The organism is Paenibacillus sp. B1-35 (assembly GCF_050474385.1).
GTDB lineage: Bacteria > Bacillota > Bacilli > Paenibacillales > Paenibacillaceae > Paenibacillus_B > Paenibacillus_B alvei.
The window spans coordinates 480,405-502,062 of the sequence record NZ_JBCHVJ010000001.1; the positions used below are offsets into that span (position 1 = coordinate 480,405).

Here is a 21,658-nt window from a genome sequence, read left to right on the forward strand (position 1 = left end):
TTATGTTCGTTCAACTGCGTCGCTTCTCCTATTGACACCTGCCAGCTATTGCTTATAATCAAAAATATCGCTTAACATCACTTAACAATGCTTAACTTTACTTAAAGGGATAGGGGAGAGTTCATGTTTCAAGAAGAACGCTTGGCTGCCATTTTAGAGCACCTAAAGAGGAACAAGCGCATTGAAGTTGAACAAGTATGCGAACTGCTGTCTATATCGCGAGATACTGCGCGAAGGGACATAATCAAGCTCGAAGAACGAGGCTGCATCATTCGAACACGGGGCGGTGCCGTCCTGCCTACCATATCGAAGGAGATGCCAAATTACGGTCAGCGTCTGCAGAAAGAGACGACGTCTAAGCAGATGATCGGGCACGTTGCTGCAAGTCTTCTTCATGACGACGATTACATATATATGGATTCATCCACGACGGTAAGATATGTTGGAGAATACATGAAGACGAAGCGGAATGTTATCGTTACCAATTCGATTGATATGGCCGGCATGTTGGCAGAAAGGAATTTGGCTCGTATTCAGCTGCTTGGCGGTCTACTGGACAATAATCAACGCATGATTTATGGATCGCGGGCGATAGAGATGATGAGCGATTATCACTTCGACAAGGCGTTCCTTGGCACTTGCGGATTGTCTATGAATGGACTGACGACCGACTTTGAAGAAGAGACGTATCTCATTAGGCAAGTGATTCGCAACGCGGACCAAGTCATTATCCTTGCTGACCACTCCAAGTTCGGCAAGACGATGTTCCATCGTGTTGCCGGCTTAGAAGATATAGACTTTATCGTCACAGATCGTGAGCCAGATACGGATTGGCAGCGTCATGTAAATGAAATAGGCGTTGAAATTATCATTGCTAACAAAAGAGGTGCACCATGATTAACAGATTGATTTGGATGGGATGTCTATCGTACATAGTAACTGGGGTAACACTTGTCATGATGGGCGCAGTTCTTCCTGAACTGCTTCTGAACTATGGCTTGAATTATACGGACGGCGGAATACTCGTATTTGTCCAATTTGTCGGCGTGCTGCTCGGCGTTCTCAGTATGCCAGCTATTTCTCGAAGGTTCAGTCGAAAGCGGGGAGTAATGATCGGATTGCTGATGATTAGCGCCGAGCTGCTGCTGTTTTTCCTCCCGCCATGGCCAGTCGTTATTTTGTTAGCTGGATTTGCGGGAGCGGGAGCGGGGCTTGTGGAGTCAGGCATCGGTACAATTATCCTTGTCGCTGTCAAAGAGAAGCAAGCCATCGCGATGAGCAAGCTGGAGGTTACTTTCGGCATCGGCGCCTTGACGATACCATTCGTGGCAAGCTTCTTAATCGCACGCGGGATATGGACTTACTCTTTCCTTCTGCTCGGCATAAGTGCACTTCTTACTGCAATCGCTTGGCAGCGGATGTCGTTCGGCCATGTCGATGCCATGTTGACGCGGACAGTAAATAAGGGCTCTGAACCCAAACGTAAATCTTACTCAAGGAAGTCCATTCCTTTCCTTATTTTATGCACATTATACTTCATGCTCTATGGGGGGAGCGAGGTGTCTGTTGTTCACTTCTTTCCATCCATTTTTATTGAGAGATGGGGTGTTGCAACCTCTGATGCAACATTAACGGTTACGGTATATTGGCTGGCTATGGTTATAGGACGTGCAATGTGCGGAATTCTTGCTGAGAAGCTAACCTATTATCGCTTCTTATGGATGTCCACAACCATTAGTGTGCTCGCACTGCTGCTGATGCCTTTCAGCTCACACGCATGGGTCGGCTACCTAATTAGCTTCCTGCTAGGGTTGGGCATGGCTGGCATGTTCGCAATTATGCTTATTTATGCAAATAAAGCATTGCCTGGTATGACAGAGCGAACAACAAGCATATTGCTTGCAGCGAATGGACTCGGCGGTTCGCTCATGCCAATCGCTGTCGGCAGAATGATGGATATATGGTCAGTACATGCTGTCATGTGGCTATTTTTTGCTGTTATGCTTGTCATGCTGCTCATTGTGTTCGCTTCGAAGCAGCTACAAGGGCTGGCAGCACGTCCCGGACATTTCAAGCAAGAACAACGGGAAGCAACGTTGTGTGAAGAATCATAATTCTGTTGTGTTACACACTTTAGGATAATTTGTGAAAGTTTAAAGAAAAAGCAGTTCCTATCTTCGATTATGTGTTATTATCCCCTTGTAGTAGGCGATGGAAAATTAATCCATGATATCATGGATTAATCATTGTTGACCGGAGGGGATTTTTCATGTCTGCTGTTTACACCCACTCTACGGTTATTTCCGCATACATACTGCACTGCGCACAGGGGTTTCACACACTTCAAAAACATATGCAAACAACTTACGAGTCAGAACCTTATAAGCAGCCACTCAAGACGCGGAAACCGCCTTGAATAACGCGTGTATAGAATCATTTTTCTCGCATCTCAAAACTGAAAATCTGCACTTAGCCAAGCCAAATATAGAATCTAAGGTCGAATATCTTGTTCGCGAATGCGTCGCCTATTATAACCTAGATCGGTTACAGAAATAATTAGGAACCGATCACCGGTAGAATACCGGGAATCGATCGCCGTTTAAATTAACTCTTTTTCAACCGTCTACTTGACGGGGATACGACCAATGAAGGTGGAATTGCTTTTTTCATTATCATAGCAATGCTCCTTAAGCCATATATTTTGACCATTGGTGCAATATCTGAATACGCTTACGAACAATTTCCTAACGATTTGGGCATTTACACATTACTTTCTTGTGTTCATTGTAAATAGAACTTGTAATGAGGGAGGGAAAGTGATGCCTATACAGCTTCACTACACCATCGCTATTGTTGGAGCTGGAAGTGCCGGATTATCGGTTGCGGCACGATTGCTGCGGCAATCAAAAGCGTTTCAAGGATCTATTGTAATCATTGATCCGCAGAAGAATCATTACTACCAGCCCTTATGGACATTGGTCGGAGGGGGTGTCGTTAAAAAGGAGACAACAAGTCGCAGCTTGCAATCGCTTATCCCTAAGGGAGCAGACTGGCTGCAGGAAGCGGTCGCCCAATTTCAACCGAGTGAGAATCAAATCGTCACTGCTGAGGGAACAGTCATCAAATATGATGCGCTCGTCGTCACAGCGGGCATTCAAGTGAATTGGGATCATATTAAGGGGCTCAAGGAATGCATCGGACAAGAAGGGGTATGCAGCAACTACGATTATCGTTACGTGGATAGCACGTGGGAATCCATTCATCAATTCCGTGGCGGCAATGCAATATTCACTCAGCCAAGTACCCCTATCAAATGCGGGGGAGCGCCACAAAAAATTATGTATTTGGCTGACGATGCTTTTCGTCAGATGGGAGTCAGGACTAAAACCAACATTATTTTTGCTTCCGGGAACGCTTCGATATTTGCTGTTCCTAAATATGCAGCCGCGCTTGATCGAGTTGTGGAGCGCAAGGGGATTACGACCAAATACAAAATGAACCTGATCGAGATCCGTGCTGACAAGCGAGAAGCTGTATTTGAGCATGTCGATACAAAAGAACAAGAGACCATGAAATATGACATGCTGCATGTCGTACCGCCCATGTCCGCCCCATCATTTATTCAGAACAGTCCACTTTCAGGCCCGGGCGGTTGGGTAGAAGTCGATAAGCACTCTCTTCAGCACGTGCGGTTTGAAAATGTGTTCGCCCTTGGAGATTGCAGCAATCTGCCGACTTCCAAGACTGGGGCGGCTATCCGCAAGCAAGCACCTGTAGCGGCGCGCAACATTATCAATTGGCTGGCAGGACAACCGCTTGATGCCAGCTATGACGGATACACCTCTTGTCCGCTCGTAACGGGATATAACCGTCTCATTTTGGCGGAATTCGATTATCAATTGACACCGCGAGAAACGTTCCCCTTCGATCAATCGAAGGAACGGTACAGCATGTACGTGCTAAAGAAAGACCTGCTTCCAAAAATGTATTGGCACGGCATGCTCAAAGGCCGGATGTGAGCAAGTAGTACAACGTGCGAACATACGAGAATTGATTATATGAAAATTGATTAAATGGGAATTGATTATAGGAGAATTGCTTAGAGGAATCAAAATAGAAGGGAGGGGCAGTTTCATGCTGCTACGTTATTTTTATGATGAGAAACTGGCTCATGCATCGTATCTCGTAGGCTGTCAAGCAACAGGAGAGGCTATCGTAATCGACCCTGCTCGGGATATTGAACCGTATTGTACTGCGGCACGAGCCGAGGGGTTAGCGATTGTCGCAGTTGCTGAAACCCACATTCATGCTGATTTTGTGTCGGGTGCGCGTGAATTGGGAGTGAGGCAGGGAGCTACGCTCTATTTGTCCGGCGAGGGAGGCCCGGATTGGGCATACAGCTACGTGGACGATACAGGAAGCGGTAAGATCAAGTACCGAATTATTAAGGACGGCTATAAATTTCACATTGGCAACATTAGTTTTGAGGTGCTGCACACGCCTGGACATACGCCGGAAAGTGTGTCGTATTTAGTGACAGATAAGGGTGGGGGAGCCGATTGCCCAATGGGCATCTTCACAGGCGACTTCGTCTTCGTAGGAGATGTCGGACGCCCAGATCTGCTGGAGAAATCAGTTGGAATGGCTGGTACGGCCGAGCAAGGTGCACGGCAAATGTTCCGCTCTCTGCGACGCTTCAAGACTCTGCCTGAATATGTACAGGTATGGCCGTCACATGGAGCCGGCAGCGCATGCGGCAAGGCTCTTGGCGCAATCCCGTCTTCGACGGTCGGTTATGAGAAGCGCTTCAATTGGGCCTTGTCGTTTGATGAGGAACAATCTTTTATTACCGCCTTACTGGCGGGCCAGCCTGAGCCCCCTACCTATTTTCCGCGTATGAAGCATGTGAATCGAGACGGAGCAGTACTGCTCGATCAGCTTCCTGAGCCACAACAGATGGAAGGAGAAATCTCGGCTATAACCCGTCTTGCGGAAAATGGAGCCATTGTACTGGATACTCGTCCATCTTCCTCATTCGCAGCGAAGCATGTGAAGGGGACAATTAACATTCCATATCAGCGTTCCTTTACGACATGGGCCGGCTGGCTTGTTCGTGATGATCGCCCTCTATACGTGATAGGCGATACTGATCAATTCAGAAATATATTAAGGGACTTGCGGTCAATCGGAATAGATCGCATAGCGGGTACAATAAACACGACAGAGATGTGGAGCAACAAGCGAGGCGAGGCCGCATTGTCTGATTTACAATCCTACACGGAGGTCACGCCTTCCGATATCGTGGGCAGGGTTCGAGCGGATGAGGTAACAATAGTGGATGTGCGCTCAACAGCAGAATGGGAGGAGGGGCATCTGCCCGGGGCGAAACATATTCTACTGGGCACGCTGCCCGCTTGCATTCCAGAAGTCCCGTCTAATAAGCCAGTCCTCGTTCAATGCCGGACAGGAGCGCGCTCCGCGATTGCAGCGAGTATTCTGCAAGCGCACGGCTTTTCGAATGTTATGAATTTACTGGGCGGCATCATCAGATGGAAGGAAGAAGGACTTCCGACAGAGAAGCCGCTCGTTCGACTTGGAGAAAGTAATGGCAACTGATAAGTTTTCGGTTAGGGAGAGCAATCTACAGCGATATTCGTTCTAGCTAACATCTAGCTTACTAAAAAGAGCGGCAGGATCAAGAATCATCTTGAGCCATGCCGCTCTTGTTTTATGTGAAATTATGCGAATTCGTTCAACGCTTCCGGCGTCCAGTCCCTTACCCCGTTGTCTTCAATAATTCCGATTACAACGTCCGTAATATCGGGATCAGCAATTAGTTTATCTTGAACGCGGAATATGATATCGTCAGCATCGGCTAATGATAAGCCCTTGCGCGTTTCTATCATGGCATCTACGTGATAGTAACGTCCTTCTTGTGTAATTCGCAGATCGTTAATATCGGTTACATCCTGATCGGAAAGAATAATGAGCGCCACCTTCTCAGCTACATCGCGAGGAGCCGCCACGCCGATAAGTCCGACCATGTTGTCATACCCGACGCGAAAAGCAACACCAACCATTAAAAAGCCGATCAGAATCGTTACTACGCCATCCAACGCCTTGAATGCCGTCATGGATGTAATGACTACTGCAATCATGGCTAGAAGAGCACCCGATACCGCCACTAAATCCTCGTAAAAAACCAACCGGGTAGGCGGTGCAGAGCGTCCAACGTGCTTAAAGGATGCCGGGATAAATCCCAAGCCGCGCGTTTCAACTCTAGCTTCCTTGGTAATTTCCTTCATTGCTTTCAATAGGATTGCACCGTCAACCGCAAGATTAAAAATCAATGCAGCGATATTGATCCAAAATGCACTGCTGCTTGTTTGCGCGGGATGCTGGATTAAATGCCAGCCTTCGCGCACAGTTTCATAGGCCATAATCGTAACGACGATAACGGCCACCATGCAAAAAATATTAATGACTCGACCGAACCCAGTAGGGAATTGCCGAGTAGGCTTCTTTTCAGATAGCACGCTGCCGACAAATACGAAGCCTTGATTCACACTATCCGCCAATGAGTGCATGGAAGATGCGAACATCGCACCACTGCCGCTCATCGCAGCGCCTACGCCTTTCGCAGCTGCAATAAAGGCATTGCCAATCATCGCAATTGCAGAAGACTTGTTTCCTTTCTTAATAAGTTCTAATACTGTTTCTCGTTCCGGTTCGGGATCCATTGCTTCCTCCTAAGATCATGAATAAGTTAAATGAAATTGTTGACTAAGCTTACTTATTTTATTACAAGAAGCTTTATGCAATCAATTATTAATACGGCTAAATTAAAAAAAGTTTCGAGATTTCATTTTTGCATCTATCGTTGATATAATTACCAAGGTAGGAGATTGATAGAATTTCGCTTTAGTTGAGATTTGTTTTTTCGTTATAGCTACATCATAAATGGAAAAGCGCGGGAGGAGACGACACATGAGCGAAGAGACAAGCACCGCCGGTTGGGATGCAATTGATCATGCGTTAGCAAAAATTTATGGCAAACAAGAACCAAAGCATTATGGAACAATGATTCCGTATGCATTGGGCGGTGATGATCCTTTGGACGGAATAAGTGCATACAAAGCGGATTCACCATACCCGCATTGGCATTTTATAACCTATGGATTTTCAGAGCTTTATGATAAGGAATCAGATCACGCTGCATATAGCGGTTACGGGTTTGAGCTCACGTTCAGACTTGCCAGGCAGCCCGAGGAAGAGGAACCTCCCGCATGGGCGCTCAATCTGCTGCAAAATATGGGCAGATACGTATTCAACTCCGGCAATGTATTTCGCTCCGGCGATTATTTGGATGCCAACGGCCCGATATGCTTAGGTTCAGATACACAATTAACGGCCCTAGCTTTCATGCAGGATCTCGAATTGCCTGCAATTGATACCCCGAATGGCAGGATGGAGTTCATCCAGATGGTAGGGATAACAAAAGATGAACTTGAAGCTATGCAAGCTTGGAATACACTCGGCCTACTGAACGCTTCCCAATCGCATCTGCCTTATTACATAACGAATCTAGATCGGGATTCGCTTCTTCGCGTACCTGAAATTGTAAAAGCTGTCGAACGCGGCATGCAGGAAGAAGGCTCGAATACGGGATTCTTATTCGTACAGCAATTAGGATGGGAATCTGGAAAGAATGGCTGGCTGAGCAAGAAGCCGGCTAAGCTTCTTATCGGGGCGAAACAAGCCGCTATTATCGGAAAGCTGATACAGGGTCGGGTACTAAAGCGTAAAGAACTCACATTGGTAGGATCAGAAGTTCGAATCGTGATAAAGTCCAGTGATCATACCTCATATGAAACGATAGAAGATGAAATTCAGTTGTTCGTAGATGATCGTACGGCTGCTGAACTAAGCGCTAAGCTGGAGCCGAAGGCAGGCGTTATTGAACTTGCGTCTGTGCAAGGCATTGTCGTTCAGATCGAAAAAACGGAAATTAAGGATCAAGAAGGCAACGTCGTTGAGGTTATTGGATAAGGCAGGCACAAAAGATACAATGCACAAGGGGAGAATCCGACATTGAGCTGGTTAAAAGAAGAGATTGCGATGAAGTGGCGTGCGGAGGGCAAGCGATATGCCGCAGAAATTAATGAATTCGTACGCATCGGAATGGAAAGCAACTGGGAGCAGGCACAACAAGAGCCTGGGGAAGATCAGCGTTCGAGCATGGCGGCTGACATCGTTGATATGATAAGGGCTGCCAATCGGACAGGCGATACCGAACGGCTGCGGCAGGAGATTCCGCCAGCATCGTGGCCAATTACATCCGCTTTTCAGGAAAAGCAGCAGGCTGTTAAACCCATTGTCTGCTTGAACGATGGAACTATTCTTGTTAGTACAAATGGCGGAAACATATTTATCATCCAGCAGGATCGCATTACAGAGCTTTCAAACCTAGTTCATGTGGGCTGCTCTTCGGATGGAAACGATTTTGCGCTTATAACGGAACATGGAATACATACAAAACGGGGAACAGTCTCAAGCTTGGAAGAGTGCGAAGAGATTGCCGCATGGTCTTGGAAAGACATTCAGCAAAGCATTAAAGCCATTCTGCCTGATTGGGAATCTCTTGCCGACTCAGAGCATCCAGCAAGCCACATTGTGGAGGCGATTCCGTTTGACAACGGAACACGGCTTCTTCTCGTTACAGATTACGGCATCTATTTGATCCAAAAAGATGATGTTGTGCTGCTGCATCCTGAGCTTGCTGATATACAGGAATATGATTACGAGGATACACACATCGATATGGCTCACGGCGTTGTATCGCCTGATGGACGCTGGCTGGCGTACGGCAGTCAGTGTAGTGAGCATCTATTGCGAGATGTTGCGAGTGGAACGGTGCATACGTTCGAGCCGCAATCCAGTTATCCTCATTATGCGTCGTTCGCTAAGGATAGCCGTGCAGTTTGGTACAATGCATGTCATTTCTATAATGGGGCAACGATACAAGTTCCGCTTGATAACATTGGACAGCACCGACCTGAGACAGAATACGAATGGCCGCTTATGAATGATGAGATGCGCGTATATGCTGCTGCCGCATTGTCAGACGGGCATATTTTAGGTGATGCCTATGGATATTTGCGCAAAATAGACAGCACAGGCAAGGAGATTTGGCGATATTTTGTCGGCAGCACATTATACGGTATTGTCGCTTCGCCAGATGAATCTCGATTAGCGGTAGGTACATACGGAGGTATGCTTCATCTCATAGATTTAAAGAGCGGAGAGAAAAGTGCTTACAGTATCGGTACTGCGAATATTGTAGAGGTTGACCGCTGGATTTTGTGGCGGGATGAAGAGCCTCTGCGCTGGTAGTAGGCGTACGGCACAGAGAACTAAGCTGATTTGACAATGAAGATTGCAGACAAAATGGAATACCTGTTTTTCACTGAGGAAGTATTCGAACTTGCTATATTTTTTCCGAATAAAATCAATATGTTAAATTTCTTATTAAAGAAGGAAGGTCTACGATGAGCAAACGCTGCGCATGGGTAAAAGAGAATGAGCCTTTATATGTGGACTATCATGACAAAGAGTGGGGGGTTCCCATATACGACGACCGCAAGTTATTTGAAATGCTGTGCTTGGAAGGTGCGCAGGCAGGGCTCAGTTGGTGGACAATTTTACAGAAGAGAGACAACTACCGTGAAGCATTCGATCAATTCGAGGCGGAGAAAATCGTTCAGTATACGGAGAGCAAACTGCAATCCTTGCTTGATGATACAGGTATCGTACGCAACAAATTGAAAATTCAAAGCGTTGTTAAAAACGCACGCGCCTTTTTGCAAGTCCAGAAAGATTACGGCTCCTTCTCCAATTACATATGGGGTTTCGTAGATAACCAGCCCATTGTGAACCATTGGGCAACCATCAAGGAGGTTCCGGTTACAACCGCCATCAGCGATAGAATGAGCAAGACGCTAAAGAAAGACGGCTTTTCATTCGTAGGGAGCACGATTTGTTATTCATTCATGCAGGCGGTCGGCATGGTGAATGATCATACGTTGGAATGCTTCTGCCATCGGTCGCATCAAACGATTCAATCATAGACTCTGCGTACAGCTGTTATGTTTTCGGCTTGAAAGGAGGTGAGAAATCGATGAGTTCGATTCACATGCTGGCTGGCATACCGGGCAGCGGGAAAAGCCACTACGCCAAGGAGCTTTGCAAGCAGCACAAGGCTATTCATGTAGCAACCGATTCCATTCGTCAGAGGCTGTTTGGAGACGAGGCGAAGCAAAAAAATACGTATTTTGTATTTGATGAAGCGTTTGCCCAAATCGAGCAGGCATTGGCTTCAGGACGCAATGTTGTGTTTGACGCAACCAATGTTAGCCGCGACCGCAGACTGAAGTTTCTGAAGCGGTTCAAGGAGTTTCCGGTTGAATGCCATGTGTTCAGCACGCCCTATGATATCGCTATCCAGCGGGCACAATCAAGAAAGCGCAAAATCGACGAAGCTGTTTTGTCCAAGTTTGCCAAGCATTTTGAGTTTCCGGTTATTGGCGAAGGCTTCCAACAGATTCATATTGTGCATGCACCATCTGAAGTTTTGCTTGCGCGGTCGGAGCTGGAACAGCTGCTGGCTGACAATTCTGATCATGACGAGATGTTTGCATACTTGTCCAAATCCCCACATTTTCAATTGATGGTAGGGTATGACCAGCAGAACCCGCATCATTCGAAAACACTGTCTGAGCATACCTATGCGGTGCTTGAATATGTGCGTGTATGTTATGAAGGGGACAACATGCTGGCTATGCAGCTTGCAGCACTGTTTCATGATGCAGGTAAGCCATTCTGCAAGGTGTGGAAGCAAAGCCGGGGATACTACTCTTATTATGGACATGAACATGTATCTGCCGCGATCGCGTGCCATGTTTTGAAGCAAATGGGGTACGAAGAGGAGCTTATCCTGCAGGTCGTTAATTTAGTCAGCTTCCATATGGAGATCCTGCACGGCGGGGATGCCGGAGCATCCCATATTTATCATTTGCTAGGCGAGGAAATGCTGGCCCAATTGTATTTTTTTGCGGAAGCCGACACTTTCGCGAAATAAGGAGGTGACCGAAGTGAAAATCAAATATCCAAAAACGATGCACCTTCCATGGTCGAGAAGCTATACGAATGACGATAAAATATTGCGGAATACGAATCATTTTATCGGGCGCGAGGTTGTCGTTACAGAAAAGATGGATGGGGAGAATACGACGATGTATACGAATGGTATCCATGCTCGTTCACTGGACAGTAAGGATCATCCGTCTCGGCACATTGTTAAAATGCTGCATGGTGGAATTCAATATCTGATCCCGGAAGGCTATCGATTGTGCGGTGAAAATGTGTACGCGAAGCATTCGCTATACTATACGGATTTGCCGAGTTATTTCTTGCTGTTCTCCGTATGGAATGAGCAGAACATATGCCTATCGTGGGATGATACTCTCGAATGGGCTGATAAGCTTCAGCTTGCTGTCGTTCCGGTGCTGTATCGGGGAATATGGGATGAAGAGGCTGCTAAAAAATGCTATACGATGCAATCGCGCTGCGGTGGGGAACAGGAGGGCTATGTTGTCCGGCTTACGTCAGCATTTCAATATGATGCATTCAAGGACAGCGTGGCAAAGTTTGTCCGTCGCAATCATGTGCAAACCGATGAGCACTGGTTAAGCAAGCCAATCGAGCCAAATAGACTCATAATCCGATAATCGATTTTGCGATTTTTATACGATAAATGACTACAAGAAAGGAATGGGAATCATGTAATCCATAATGGAAGTACCCATCAGAAGCAGAAATACATAAGATCACAGCAAAAAACCAGCTTAACCTCCGTAACACGGCATGCAGCTGGCGTAGATTTCCTATATTATTTTATCTCTGCTTTTTCTTGCTCCAGGGCATACGCTGTGCTTCTTTCTACAAACTCCAATACCTCGTCGGATATCGGAAATAACCCCGTCTCACTGACTGGACGTTTCCTTACTTCCCAGAACTTTTCGATTAACTCCTCATCACCATCAAATGTGATCATCGACAGCTCATGCATCTCGTTTGCAATTTTATAGCCTTCATCGGATTCTGGCAGGATAGACTGTTGGATGCACCATTCAATCCGCCGCAGCAAGGACGCATACTGTTGAGTTAACGGGTCGCTGTTGCCGAGATTAGGTAGTGTACGGCGCAATAATTCGCTTTCTTCCTCTTCGAAATAATCCATCCACTGCTTCGAATTTGCAGGCGCGTTTTGCACAAGATTCGATACCTTCTCCCAAGAAAGATTTCCTTCTATATCAATCATATGTATGAGAGTGGCTGTATTGGAAATGCTCGTCTGCAGCGATGTTAACTGCTCCTGAAGAAGGTTATAATGTGCAGTTAAGATATGGCGGTAAGAGAGCTTGTCTATCAATTGCTGAATATCCTCCAGCGGAAGCGACAATGACTTCAAAAGCGTGATCTTCTCAAGTGTAAATAAATCTGTCTCCGAATAGTAGCGTCGACCGTTGTCTTCCTTTTGACTCGGCGTAAGCAGACCAATGACATCATAATAACGCAATGTTCGTACGGATACATTTCTCATCTTCGAAACCTGTCCTGTTGTCCAACGATTCATGTCAGTCCTCCTGAAAAAAGTGCTTGCAGGTTACGTAACGTCACCTAATATAGTTGGATTATAACACAGAGGATTGAGGGATGAAGTTTGAAGATAACAGAGATGTGGAAGAAAAGTGATCCTTGGACTTGGCGCGAAATGCTAGCTTTACTGGCACTTGAATTCGTATTTGTAATCGTTGTGATTAAATATCCGCTTCAGCAGTTGTACGTCGAATGGTTTGATAATACGCTATATGCCGGGACGCTAACGGGTCTCACCATTGCGATTACATTAATACTGGGCACCTATTTTATTGCTTTGCGACCAAAGTCTCTGTCTTGGCTAGATGTAGGTGTTAGAGCATTTCCTGCTAGAGTTTGGTGGAAAATCATAGGCTGGATCTTGTTACTTATCATATTCAGCTTGGCTGCAGTTTATCTAACCAGCCTGCTTGGGAATACGGTGGAAAACAGCAAAACGGAGAGTCTCAAGCAAAATGTCACATTATTTACGTTATTCCTTGGTATTGTATCGGCAGGGATTATTTCGCCTGTATATGAGGAAATCTTTTATCGCGGCTTCATCTATCGTTGGCTTCGGACACGTGTTGGAATGGGGGGAGCAATCCTTATTAGCGCGTTGATCTTTACAGCAGCGCACTACCCAACGACCAATGCTATGCCCGTTAATTTCATTGGCGGAGTCATTTTCGCTTGGGCTTACGAACGAACGGGTTCTGTTGTGCCCGCTATCCTTGTCCATAGCTTTACGAATACGATTGGTGTTCTATTAACGGTGACTGGGTAAATGATGGTTACCATAATCCTGCAATCATTAGACAACTTCGTTCTGGACGTAGTTGTCTTTTTTTGCATTTTCTGCTGACAGAATACTTATAAAGACAGGGTGAGATCAATTTGACACAGATATTTTAGAGGTATATAATTCAATGGTAAAATAAATAGATAGATAACCTAATTATTTGAATGCCTAATAGTTAGATGATCTAATATAGAGACGAGACTTGGACATATGTTCTAGAAACGATGAGGTGATGCGGAAATGTTTGATCCAGATACGACGGCTTATAAGCTTGTCCAATCGTTTATGCGATTCAATAAGGCAGAATGGAATCAGCGAATGAACGCTGGCAAGAAGCGCAGTGAAATGATGATGCTGTTCTGCATCAAGCGCCATGCTCAAGAAGGGGAGCCTGCAATGCGGGTGTCCGATATCGGCAGTCATTTACGGCTTACCTCACCTACGGTAACGCAAACATTGAACATGCTAGAGAAAAAAGGTCTTGTCGAAAGGTTTATGGATAAGGCAGACAGGCGCGCGGTTCGAGTAAAACTGACCGAAGAAGGTTACAAGACGACAGAAGAAGGTCAGAAACAATTCGAGGAACAGATTAATGGCTTGATTAAGCATCTAGGTGAGGAGGAAAGCCTTCATCTTGCGGATTTATTGAAGAAAGTATATGAATATTACGAAATGCGCAGCCAAGAAAGAGAAAAATAGAGTCACACGATGGAGATGGAGTTGAGGAAGCATGATGAAATTATTTCGGTATTTGAAACCATACCGAGTCCCAATTGGCATTGTATTAGCGCTTGTCTTCATACAATCGCTGTCGGAGCTGTATTTGCCGACGCTTATGTCTGATATAGTGAATTTCGGGATTTCGAAGGGGGATGTCCCGTACATTTGGAAAATTGGAGGCCTCATGCTGGCAGTAGCTATCGGAGGCACAATCTGTGCAATCGTGAGCAGTTACTTATCGGCCAAGGTTGCTATGGGCTATGGGAAATTGATGCGCGGAAAGGTATTTAACCATGTCCAGCATTTTTCCTTGCAAGAATTTGACAACATAGGTACAGCTTCGCTTATTACACGCACAACCAATGACATTACACAAGTACAGCAGGTGCTTGTCATGATTCTGCGCATGATGATCAGCGCTCCGATGATGTGCATCGGGGGAATTATTATGGCCGTTAATAAGGATGCCAAGCTTACGTTGGTGCTGGCCGTTGTCATTCCAATCTTGGCCCTAGCAATCTATTTAGTAGCCAGTAAAGGGATACCGCTCTTTAAGGCACAGCAGAAGAAGCTCGATAAGCTGAACCAAGTGCTGCGTGAAAGCTTGATTGGCATTCGGGTTATTCGTTCATTTAATCGGACGGAGCACGAAAAGGATCGTTTCAATGAAGCCAATACAGACCTGACGCAAACTGCGGTCAAGGTGAACCGCATTATGGCATCACTGATGCCTGTCATTATGCTTGCCTTTAACTTTTCGACGCTTGCGATTATATGGTTCGGTACAGATCGAATCCATGCAGGCAGCATGCAGGTCGGCGATTTGATGGCATTCATTCAGTATGCGGCTCAAATTATGTTCTCCCTTGTCATGGTATCGATCATCTTTGTTATGATACCGCGCGCCTCTGCATCAGCCACTCGAATTAACGAAGTTCTTGACATGGAGCCTGTCATTCGCGATCAAGAGCATGTCAAGAAAGCAGAAGGACTTCGCGGCTATATTGAGTTTGATCGCGTGACGTTCAGTTATCCGGGTGCAGAGAATCCGGCTTTATCCAATATTTCTTTCAGCGCACGTCCTGGAGAGACAACGGCGATTATTGGCGGTACAGGTTCCGGAAAATCAACACTGCTGAATCTGATTCCACGCTTTTACGATGTAGACAGCGGTCGAGTTCTTATTGATGGAATAGACATTAGAGAGCTGTCGCAAGAGGACTTGCGCGAGAAAATTGGTTATGTGCCGCAGAAGGCTGTACTATTCTCAGGCACGATTACAGATAATATCCGTTATGGCAAGCAAGATGCTACTGTTAAAGAGATTCAGCATGCAGCAGAGGTTGCTCAAGCTGCTGACTTCATTGCAGCAATGCCTGATGGGTATGAATCACCGATTTCCCAAGGGGGAACAAACGTATCAGGCGGCCAGAAGCAGCGCTTATCCATTGCGCGCGCATTAATCCGTAAGCCGGAGATTTATATCTTCGATGACAGCTTCTCAGCATTGGACTTTAAGACGGATGCCAAGCTGCGGGCTGCATTGAAGAGTGAAACAACGACAGCTACCGTCATTATCGTTGCCCAGCGTGTAAGTACGGTAAAGAACGCAGATCGAATCATTGTGCTGGAGGAAGGACGAATCGCAGATATCGGCACACATCAAGAACTGTTGGAATCCAGCGAAGTATACCGTGAGATTGTATCCTCACAGCTGTCAGAGGAGGAGATCGCATGAGTGAGCGAAACAAATCAGCACAAGCAGGCCGCAAGCATGGCGGCGGTGGTCCTATGGGTCCAGGTATGATGATGCCTGGCGATAAGGCTAAGGATTTTAAAGGCACATTAAAACGGCTGCTCGGTTATTTAAAACCTAGCCGAACGAAGCTGATTATCATATTTGTAATGGCAATTTGCAGCACCATTTTCTCGATTGTCAGTCCTAAAATTATGGGTAAAGCAACAACTAAGCTGTTTGAATTTACAATGGCGAAATTCAACGGGCTCCCAGCCGTCATGGACTTTGACTTTATTAACAATATCCTGCTGTTGCTCGTTGGCCTCTACTTGTTCAGTGCATTCTTCAGTTATATTCAACAATATGTAATGGCAGGCGTAGCGCAGAAAATCGTATTTGATATGCGGAAGCAAGTCAATGATAAGCTGAACCGTTTGCCTCTCAAATACTTTGATGCTCGAACACACGGTGAGATATTAAGCAGAGTTACGAATGATGTTGATAATATCAGTACAACGCTGCAGCAAAGTTTAACGCAGTTAATTACTTCGATTATTACGATTATTGGTGTAATCGTGATGATGTTAACCATTAGCCCGCTGTTAACCCTTATCTGTATGCTTACATTGCCGCTGAGTGCGATCGTCATTAAAATGGTTGCCTCAAGATCTCAGAAGCATTTTATGAGTCAGCAAAAATCACTTGGTGAGCTGAACGGTCATGTGGAAGAAATGTATACGGGCCATAATATTGTGAAAGCTTTTGGTCATGAAGAGAAGTCGCTCGAAGAATTTAACGAGGTTAATGAACGCTTGTACGAATCAGGTTGGAAGGCACAATTCATTTCGGGTATGATTATGCCGCTCATGAACTTCATCGGAAATATCGGCTATGTGCTGATTTGTGTGGTTGGCGGATTGCTCGTTACAAAGAAATCCATTGAAATCGGTGATATTCAAGCATTCATTCAATACGCACGACAATTCACGCAACCAATTGCGCAAACAGCCAACATTGCAAACGTCATTCAATCGACGATTGCGTCGGCCGAGCGGGTGTTCGAAGTGCTTGATGAGGTAGAAGAGGTTCCAGAAGCAGCGAAGCCACTCGAAATTGCACATCCAGTCGGACAAGTGGACTTCGAACATGTACAATTTGGTTATAAAGAAGATGAACTGCTTATTACTGACATGAATATTCACGTGAAGCCAGGTCAGATGATTGCGATTGTAGGCCCAACAGGCGCTGGCAAGACGACACTCATTAATTTATTGATGCGTTTCTATGAAATCAATGGCGGTGCCATCAAGATCGATGGCGTGGATATAACCGACATGGAACGCAGCCGCCTGCGGTCGATGTTCGGCATGGTGCTTCAAGATACTTGGCTTTTCAATGGCACTATACGCGATAATATTGCGTATGGTCGAAAAGGGGCTTCGGAGGCAGAAATCATACGGGCGGCCAAGGCTGCACACGCCGATCACTTTATCCGGACGCTTCCAAAGGGCTATGATACGGTTTTGAACGAAGAAGCATCCAACATCTCGCAAGGCCAGAAGCAGCTTCTCACGATAGCTCGCGCGATTCTTGCGAACCCATCCATTCTCATATTGGATGAAGCAACAAGCAGCGTCGATACTCGTACTGAAGTTCAAATCCAAAAAGCGATGAACGAACTGATGAAGGGGAGAACGAGCTTCGTGATTGCCCATCGTTTGTCGACGATCCGAAATGCAGACCTTATTCTCGTTATGAACAAAGGTACTGTGCTTGAGCAAGGTACTCATGATGAGCTGCTTAAACAAAAAGGCTTCTATGCTGATCTTTATAATAGTCAATTTGAGGCGACAACACCAGAAGCAATTTAACACGATAGTCCGAGCATACAAATCCTTGAAGGATCTCGTTGCTCGGGCTATTTTTCTTAACTTAATGTGGTTGCCTTATTTTGAACCGCGACAAAAAACCAGCTATTATCTTGTCATGATAGTAGCTGGTTTTTTAGTTTGCGCAATTTATAAGTTCAATCTTCTCTGCTTAGAACGATCTTACCTCGTGTGCGGCCTGTTTGATTGGAAAGATGAGCTCTTCTTACTCCATCGACCGTCATGGGATAGACTTCCCCTATAATCGGTCTAACTTTTTGAAATTCGACCAGTTCTCGAATATGATTCATGTTTTCCCCATCCGGACGCGTGAACACATATTCAACGTTCAGTTGACGCTCCACCTCTATTTTTTTTGTGGAATCAGGCCGAACTTCATTGGGCCCGCCGAATATTGTAGCCACCGTTGATTGAAGCTTCATACAGGTTAATGCTTCCTCGAATGAAGAACCCCCGAGTGTATCGAGCATAAAATCAAATTCTATTTCTGAATCTCGAATGCTTTCCTGATCGTATGCAATCACTTTATCTGCGCCTAATTCTTTTACAAAATCAATGTTTTTAGCGCTTGTTGTCGTTGTCACATGAGCCCCAAGCGCTTTTGCCAATTGAATGGCAAATGAACCAATTCCACCACTGCCCGCTAAAATAAGAACGCTATCGCCAGCTTGAACATTTCCCACTTCTACTAGAGCCTGCCATACCGTCAGGCCCACGAGCGGGAGTGATGCTGCTTCGACATACGTCAAATCACGAGGCATTGGAGCAACAAGATTTGCAGGAACAACAATTTCATCCGCGTACGTGCCTTGTTTCTCCATTTCTGGACGGAAGAAAACATTGTCTCCCACTTGAAAGTCTTTTACATCCGTTCCGCAAGCTGCTATTTTACCTGCCGCATCCCACCCCAAGATTAGAGGGAATTTATATGGAAAGCTTTCTTTCAAATGTCCTTCCCGTACTTTCCAGTCTACAGGGTTTACCCCACTAGCTTTTATTGAAATGAGTAGGTCGTTAGATCCTAATGGTTCTGTCGGAACATGAACCACTTTAAGCGCCGATTCATCTCCATAATTTTCAATACCGATCCCTATCATAATAAAACTCTCCTTCTATATTTATTACCGTAGGTCATTTTATTCTAGTATAGCTTCTTGTATGATGAAAATCCAAAATAGCCCTTAACGGATATATTTTATACTAATATAAAGAGTACATCATTAGTTTACATAACATATATTACGTGCCTTATTGATTGTGATATTTCGTGAATGCAGGCAGATAGGTGCGCTGCGGAAAATAAAATTTGACATTTAATGATTACATATGTAATCATTATGCGAGATATCAATTACATATGTAATCAACAGAGAGAGGGATGTAGAAATGAAAGAGATTCCGCGAATCTCAGAGGCTGAGTGGGAAGTGATGAAGGTCTTCTGGAGTGCGACTGCCAAGGCAACGGCAAATGAAGTCATCGAAAAACTTGGTGAAAACACGGACTGGAAGCCAGCCACCATAAAATCGCTTATTAACAGATTACTTAAAAAAAATGCACTCGGATATGAACAGGAAGGGAAGACCTATCAATATTATCCATTAGTTAGTGAAGAAGAGTGCGTCAGGGCAGAAAGCAATTCCTTCTTGCAGCGTCTATATGGCGGTTCCTTGAAGCCAATGTTCGTTAATTTCCTGAAGCAAGAGAAGCTATCCACGGAAGAGGTAGAGGAGCTTAAGAAAATACTTGATGAGGGGCAGCGCAGAAATGAATAGCTTTTTTACATGGTTAACTACGATCTTCGATTGGATTGCCAAGACTTCCTTAATGGCCTCAATCATTGCCATTCTTATCTTGTTTGTGAGGATTGTATGGAAGGATCGTCTACCGATAAAGTGGCAGTACTTGCTCTGGTTTGTACTGCTTGCCAGGCTGATGCTGCCTTGGGTACCTGAAAGCTCGATCAGCTTGTACAATTTATTTTCAATTGCAGATAAACCAATTGCGTTTCCTTTCTCGGCAGTTGAAGATGATATGACAAGATTATTAGCGGAACGTACAGCCGGCATGGACGGATCCAGCAGCATTCAGGAAAAAAGCATGTATGACACGAATGAGTCAAACGTCACAGATGACGAAAACCCTACATTCATTCAATCTGCATTGTCACTTGGCTGGTTAATCGGTGTATTGGCAATCACGATCTATGTGCTTCTCTCGAATCACAAATTTTCGCGCAGGATGATGAAAGAAGCCCATGCCGTATCCGATGAAGACAGCTTGCGCGTACTTCAGCAATGCCATGGAGATTTGAAAATAAAGAGAACACTGCCGCTTCTAGTATCGAATGGAGTGAACAGTCCTACACTGTATGGGATTTTACGACCAAAAATTTTGCTGCCAGGCAAGTACTTTGCGCAATTCAGCAGTGATGAACTAAGACATATCCTGCTTCATGAGCTTGTTCATTACATAAGAAAGGATATTATCACGAACTGGTTATTTACCATTCTACTTATTCTAAATTGGTTCAACCCGATTCTATGGTACGCATCTAAGAAAATGAGGGAAGATCAGGAATTGTCTTGTGACGATCGCGTCATTTCCAATTTGGAGGCGGATGAGGTCAAGCAATATGGATACACCATTGTCAAGCTGGTGGAAGCGAATATGGCAGGCCGCTTTCGACCTGTCGTTGCGACGAGCTTTACAAGCGACAAATCCCTCATTAAAAGGAGAATCAACATGATTGCTTTATTCAAACGAGGCTCGTATAAATGGACCGTGCTCGGTATTGCGATTATTACTATTTTTTCCTGTGTTGCCTTGACGAATGCAGCGGAGGAAGAACCAGGGGCGAAGAAATCCGAAATTCTAGAGCTGTATGCAAACGAGCTATTATTTAACCAGGTGAATGAAAAAATCCGAAATACAGTGAAGCAAACGGTTAGTGATGTCATGCAGCAACTTGGCAAGCCGCTTGCGCTCAAAAAGATCATGCCCGCAGAAGGAACGAAGGATTTGTTCCTAGAATTCAAAAGCTCACCAAGCGACGGTCCCGGTCATCGCTACATATGGGTAAGTTCGCAAACCGGCAAGCTTAGCAGAGTTGAGTTAGGTTTAAATCTTACACCTGAGGCCGTTGGCCCTGAAATACTGACGAAGGCTGCACAAGCACTTCAAGAGAATGGATACAAAGGAAATCCTAATTTTAAAATAAGTCGTACCATTTTTAATGATCCATACACGAATGAATTTACAGTTCAAACGAGATTGCTACAAAATCAGCACGATCAACGAGTTGAAGTGCTCTTTTTGAATGACAAAATTACTACGTCTTATGATGTGGGCCCTGATCAAATTTCGGAAGATGAAAATAAAAAAGGTCAATATATGCTTGCTGTTCTGCGGGGAAGAAAAGTTGATCAGCTCACTGCTGCATCTAAACTTTTCTCTGACAGCTACAATACCGTGTATTTGTCTTATGGCACTGACGGCGGTGTTAGCTTTGATCCGAAAACCTATAAGATTCGTCAAATCTATGATTCTTCATTATCGCGGTACCCAGTTGACCCCAAAGCTATCGAGCAACGCAATAAGAGGCTGCTTAACATCTCAGATGAAGAGTTAATGACAGCAGCTTTCCCTGTTGTTCCAGAATTGCTGGGTTATGATTTATATGAGTTTGAGATGAAGAGAAATCCAAAGGCTCCTGGTTCTGCTGAATTTATAAAAGATGGGAAACGTATATTTGGGATAGCGTACAACGAGAACGGTCAAATATGGATGATTAACGACTATACGAAATGAAGCAG

Annotated in this window: 18 protein-coding genes; 15 read left to right on the forward strand and 3 right to left on the reverse strand. The window is 45.1% G+C overall.

Going from position 1 to position 21,658, the window contains the following annotated elements; all coding sequences use genetic code 11:
• Window positions 1-123: 123 nt before the first annotated feature.
• The 4 genes from ACQ5BJ_RS02235 to ACQ5BJ_RS02250 all read left to right on the forward strand — a co-directional run bounded on the left by ACQ5BJ_RS02235 (window position 124) and on the right by ACQ5BJ_RS02250 (window position 5,616).
• On the forward strand, window positions 124-897 hold the full coding sequence (locus tag ACQ5BJ_RS02235) for a DeoR/GlpR family DNA-binding transcription regulator (protein ID WP_430108199.1): 774 nt from the start codon (window positions 124-126) through the stop codon (window positions 895-897).
• Window positions 894-2,114, forward strand: a complete 1,221-nt coding sequence (locus ACQ5BJ_RS02240; protein WP_289355494.1) for an MFS transporter — start codon at window positions 894-896, stop codon at window positions 2,112-2,114. Before ACQ5BJ_RS02235 ends, ACQ5BJ_RS02240 begins: the two co-directional genes overlap by 4 nt.
• Before the next feature lie 705 nt (window positions 2,115-2,819).
• Window positions 2,820-4,019 (forward strand): FAD/NAD(P)-binding oxidoreductase, encoded by a 1,200-nt coding sequence (locus tag ACQ5BJ_RS02245; protein WP_278000068.1) that lies wholly within the window; start codon window positions 2,820-2,822, stop codon window positions 4,017-4,019.
• A 115-nt stretch (window positions 4,020-4,134) separates the two neighbouring features.
• On the forward strand, window positions 4,135-5,616 hold the full coding sequence (locus tag ACQ5BJ_RS02250) for an MBL fold metallo-hydrolase (RefSeq protein WP_289355495.1): 1,482 nt from the start codon (window positions 4,135-4,137) through the stop codon (window positions 5,614-5,616).
• A gap of 122 nt (window positions 5,617-5,738) precedes the next feature.
• Here the strand turns inward: ACQ5BJ_RS02250 and ACQ5BJ_RS02255 are convergent, their stop codons facing one another.
• Entirely contained in the window at window positions 5,739-6,740 is a 1,002-nt protein-coding gene (locus ACQ5BJ_RS02255; RefSeq protein ID WP_005550938.1) for a cation diffusion facilitator family transporter, read from the reverse strand.
• A 247-nt stretch (window positions 6,741-6,987) separates the two neighbouring features.
• Here ACQ5BJ_RS02255 and ACQ5BJ_RS02260 point away from each other — a divergent pair, with 247 nt between their 5' ends.
• The 5 genes from ACQ5BJ_RS02260 (at window position 6,988) to ACQ5BJ_RS02280 (ending at window position 11,786) form a co-directional block, all read left to right on the forward strand.
• Window positions 6,988-8,049, forward strand: coding sequence for a suppressor of fused domain protein (locus tag ACQ5BJ_RS02260; protein WP_367667872.1), 1,062 nt, complete (start codon window positions 6,988-6,990; stop codon window positions 8,047-8,049).
• Window positions 8,050-8,091: 42 nt separating this feature from the next.
• On the forward strand, window positions 8,092-9,393 hold the full coding sequence (locus ACQ5BJ_RS02265; protein ID WP_430108203.1) for a WD40 repeat domain-containing protein: 1,302 nt from the start codon (window positions 8,092-8,094) through the stop codon (window positions 9,391-9,393).
• A gap of 155 nt (window positions 9,394-9,548) precedes the next feature.
• Window positions 9,549-10,127, forward strand: coding sequence for a DNA-3-methyladenine glycosylase I (locus tag ACQ5BJ_RS02270; protein WP_005550935.1), 579 nt, complete (start codon window positions 9,549-9,551; stop codon window positions 10,125-10,127).
• A gap of 50 nt (window positions 10,128-10,177) precedes the next feature.
• Window positions 10,178-11,137 carry an AAA family ATPase gene (locus tag ACQ5BJ_RS02275; RefSeq protein WP_430108206.1) on the forward strand — a complete coding sequence of 320 codons (960 nt, stop codon included), beginning with the start codon at window positions 10,178-10,180 and terminating at the stop codon, window positions 11,135-11,137.
• Window positions 11,138-11,174: 37 nt separating this feature from the next.
• Window positions 11,175-11,786 carry an RNA ligase family protein gene (locus ACQ5BJ_RS02280; protein WP_412071004.1) on the forward strand — a complete coding sequence of 204 codons (612 nt, stop codon included), beginning with the start codon at window positions 11,175-11,177 and terminating at the stop codon, window positions 11,784-11,786.
• Window positions 11,787-11,947: 161 nt separating this feature from the next.
• Here the strand turns inward: ACQ5BJ_RS02280 and ACQ5BJ_RS02285 are convergent, their stop codons facing one another.
• On the reverse strand, window positions 11,948-12,694 hold the full coding sequence (locus ACQ5BJ_RS02285; RefSeq protein ID WP_430108209.1) for a MerR family transcriptional regulator: 747 nt from the start codon (window positions 12,692-12,694) through the stop codon (window positions 11,948-11,950).
• Window positions 12,695-12,781: 87 nt separating this feature from the next.
• On the opposite strand from ACQ5BJ_RS02285, the gene ACQ5BJ_RS02290 reads away from it, so the two are divergent.
• From ACQ5BJ_RS02290 to ACQ5BJ_RS02305, 4 genes are all read left to right on the forward strand, one after another.
• Window positions 12,782-13,483, forward strand: a complete 702-nt coding sequence (locus ACQ5BJ_RS02290; RefSeq protein WP_430108212.1) for a CPBP family intramembrane glutamic endopeptidase — start codon at window positions 12,782-12,784, stop codon at window positions 13,481-13,483.
• Between the two features lie 255 nt (window positions 13,484-13,738).
• Window positions 13,739-14,197, forward strand: coding sequence for a MarR family winged helix-turn-helix transcriptional regulator (locus ACQ5BJ_RS02295; protein WP_005550930.1), 459 nt, complete (start codon window positions 13,739-13,741; stop codon window positions 14,195-14,197).
• Between the two features lie 31 nt (window positions 14,198-14,228).
• Entirely contained in the window at window positions 14,229-15,956 is a 1,728-nt protein-coding gene (locus tag ACQ5BJ_RS02300; protein WP_005550929.1) for an ABC transporter ATP-binding protein, read from the forward strand.
• Window positions 15,953-17,827 (forward strand): ABC transporter ATP-binding protein, encoded by a 1,875-nt coding sequence (locus ACQ5BJ_RS02305; protein WP_005550928.1) that lies wholly within the window; start codon window positions 15,953-15,955, stop codon window positions 17,825-17,827. The genes ACQ5BJ_RS02300 and ACQ5BJ_RS02305 overlap by 4 nt, the downstream gene beginning before the upstream one ends.
• A 155-nt stretch (window positions 17,828-17,982) precedes the next feature.
• Here the strand turns inward: ACQ5BJ_RS02305 and ACQ5BJ_RS02310 are convergent, their stop codons facing one another.
• Window positions 17,983-18,942 (reverse strand): NADP-dependent oxidoreductase, encoded by a 960-nt coding sequence (locus ACQ5BJ_RS02310; RefSeq protein ID WP_005550927.1) that lies wholly within the window; start codon window positions 18,940-18,942, stop codon window positions 17,983-17,985.
• A 289-nt stretch (window positions 18,943-19,231) separates the two neighbouring features.
• Here ACQ5BJ_RS02310 and ACQ5BJ_RS02315 point away from each other — a divergent pair, with 289 nt between their 5' ends.
• The gene (locus ACQ5BJ_RS02315) at window positions 19,232-19,618 is read left to right on the forward strand and encodes a BlaI/MecI/CopY family transcriptional regulator (RefSeq protein WP_005550926.1); all 387 of its coding nucleotides are present in this window, start codon (window positions 19,232-19,234) and stop codon (window positions 19,616-19,618) included.
• Window positions 19,611-21,653, forward strand: a complete 2,043-nt coding sequence (locus ACQ5BJ_RS02320) for a M56 family metallopeptidase (RefSeq protein WP_430108218.1) — start codon at window positions 19,611-19,613, stop codon at window positions 21,651-21,653. Before ACQ5BJ_RS02315 ends, ACQ5BJ_RS02320 begins: the two co-directional genes overlap by 8 nt.
• Window positions 21,654-21,658: the final 5 nt, after the last annotated feature.

Bases quoted from the DNA above. Each gene is read 5' to 3' on its own strand.
- ACQ5BJ_RS02235 (WP_430108199.1), top strand. From the start codon at position 124: ATGTTTCAAGAAGAACGCTTGGCTGCCATTTTAGAGCACCTAAAGAGG.
- ACQ5BJ_RS02240 (WP_289355494.1), top strand. From the start codon at position 894: ATGATTAACAGATTGATTTGGATGGGATGTCTATCGTACATAGTAACT.
- ACQ5BJ_RS02245 (WP_278000068.1), top strand. From the start codon at position 2,820: ATGCCTATACAGCTTCACTACACCATCGCTATTGTTGGAGCTGGAAGT.
- ACQ5BJ_RS02250 (WP_289355495.1), top strand. From the start codon at position 4,135: ATGCTGCTACGTTATTTTTATGATGAGAAACTGGCTCATGCATCGTAT.
- ACQ5BJ_RS02255 (WP_005550938.1), bottom strand. From the start codon at position 6,740: ATGGATCCCGAACCGGAACGAGAAACAGTATTAGAACTTATTAAGAAA.
- ACQ5BJ_RS02260 (WP_367667872.1), top strand. From the start codon at position 6,988: ATGAGCGAAGAGACAAGCACCGCCGGTTGGGATGCAATTGATCATGCG.
- ACQ5BJ_RS02270 (WP_005550935.1), top strand. From the start codon at position 9,549: ATGAGCAAACGCTGCGCATGGGTAAAAGAGAATGAGCCTTTATATGTG.
- ACQ5BJ_RS02275 (WP_430108206.1), top strand. From the start codon at position 10,178: ATGAGTTCGATTCACATGCTGGCTGGCATACCGGGCAGCGGGAAAAGC.
- ACQ5BJ_RS02280 (WP_412071004.1), top strand. From the start codon at position 11,175: ATGCACCTTCCATGGTCGAGAAGCTATACGAATGACGATAAAATATTG.
- ACQ5BJ_RS02285 (WP_430108209.1), bottom strand. From the start codon at position 12,694: ATGAATCGTTGGACAACAGGACAGGTTTCGAAGATGAGAAATGTATCC.
- ACQ5BJ_RS02295 (WP_005550930.1), top strand. From the start codon at position 13,739: ATGTTTGATCCAGATACGACGGCTTATAAGCTTGTCCAATCGTTTATG.
- ACQ5BJ_RS02300 (WP_005550929.1), top strand. From the start codon at position 14,229: ATGATGAAATTATTTCGGTATTTGAAACCATACCGAGTCCCAATTGGC.
- ACQ5BJ_RS02305 (WP_005550928.1), top strand. From the start codon at position 15,953: ATGAGTGAGCGAAACAAATCAGCACAAGCAGGCCGCAAGCATGGCGGC.
- ACQ5BJ_RS02310 (WP_005550927.1), bottom strand. From the start codon at position 18,942: ATGATAGGGATCGGTATTGAAAATTATGGAGATGAATCGGCGCTTAAA.
- ACQ5BJ_RS02315 (WP_005550926.1), top strand. From the start codon at position 19,232: ATGAAAGAGATTCCGCGAATCTCAGAGGCTGAGTGGGAAGTGATGAAG.
- ACQ5BJ_RS02320 (WP_430108218.1), top strand. From the start codon at position 19,611: ATGAATAGCTTTTTTACATGGTTAACTACGATCTTCGATTGGATTGCC.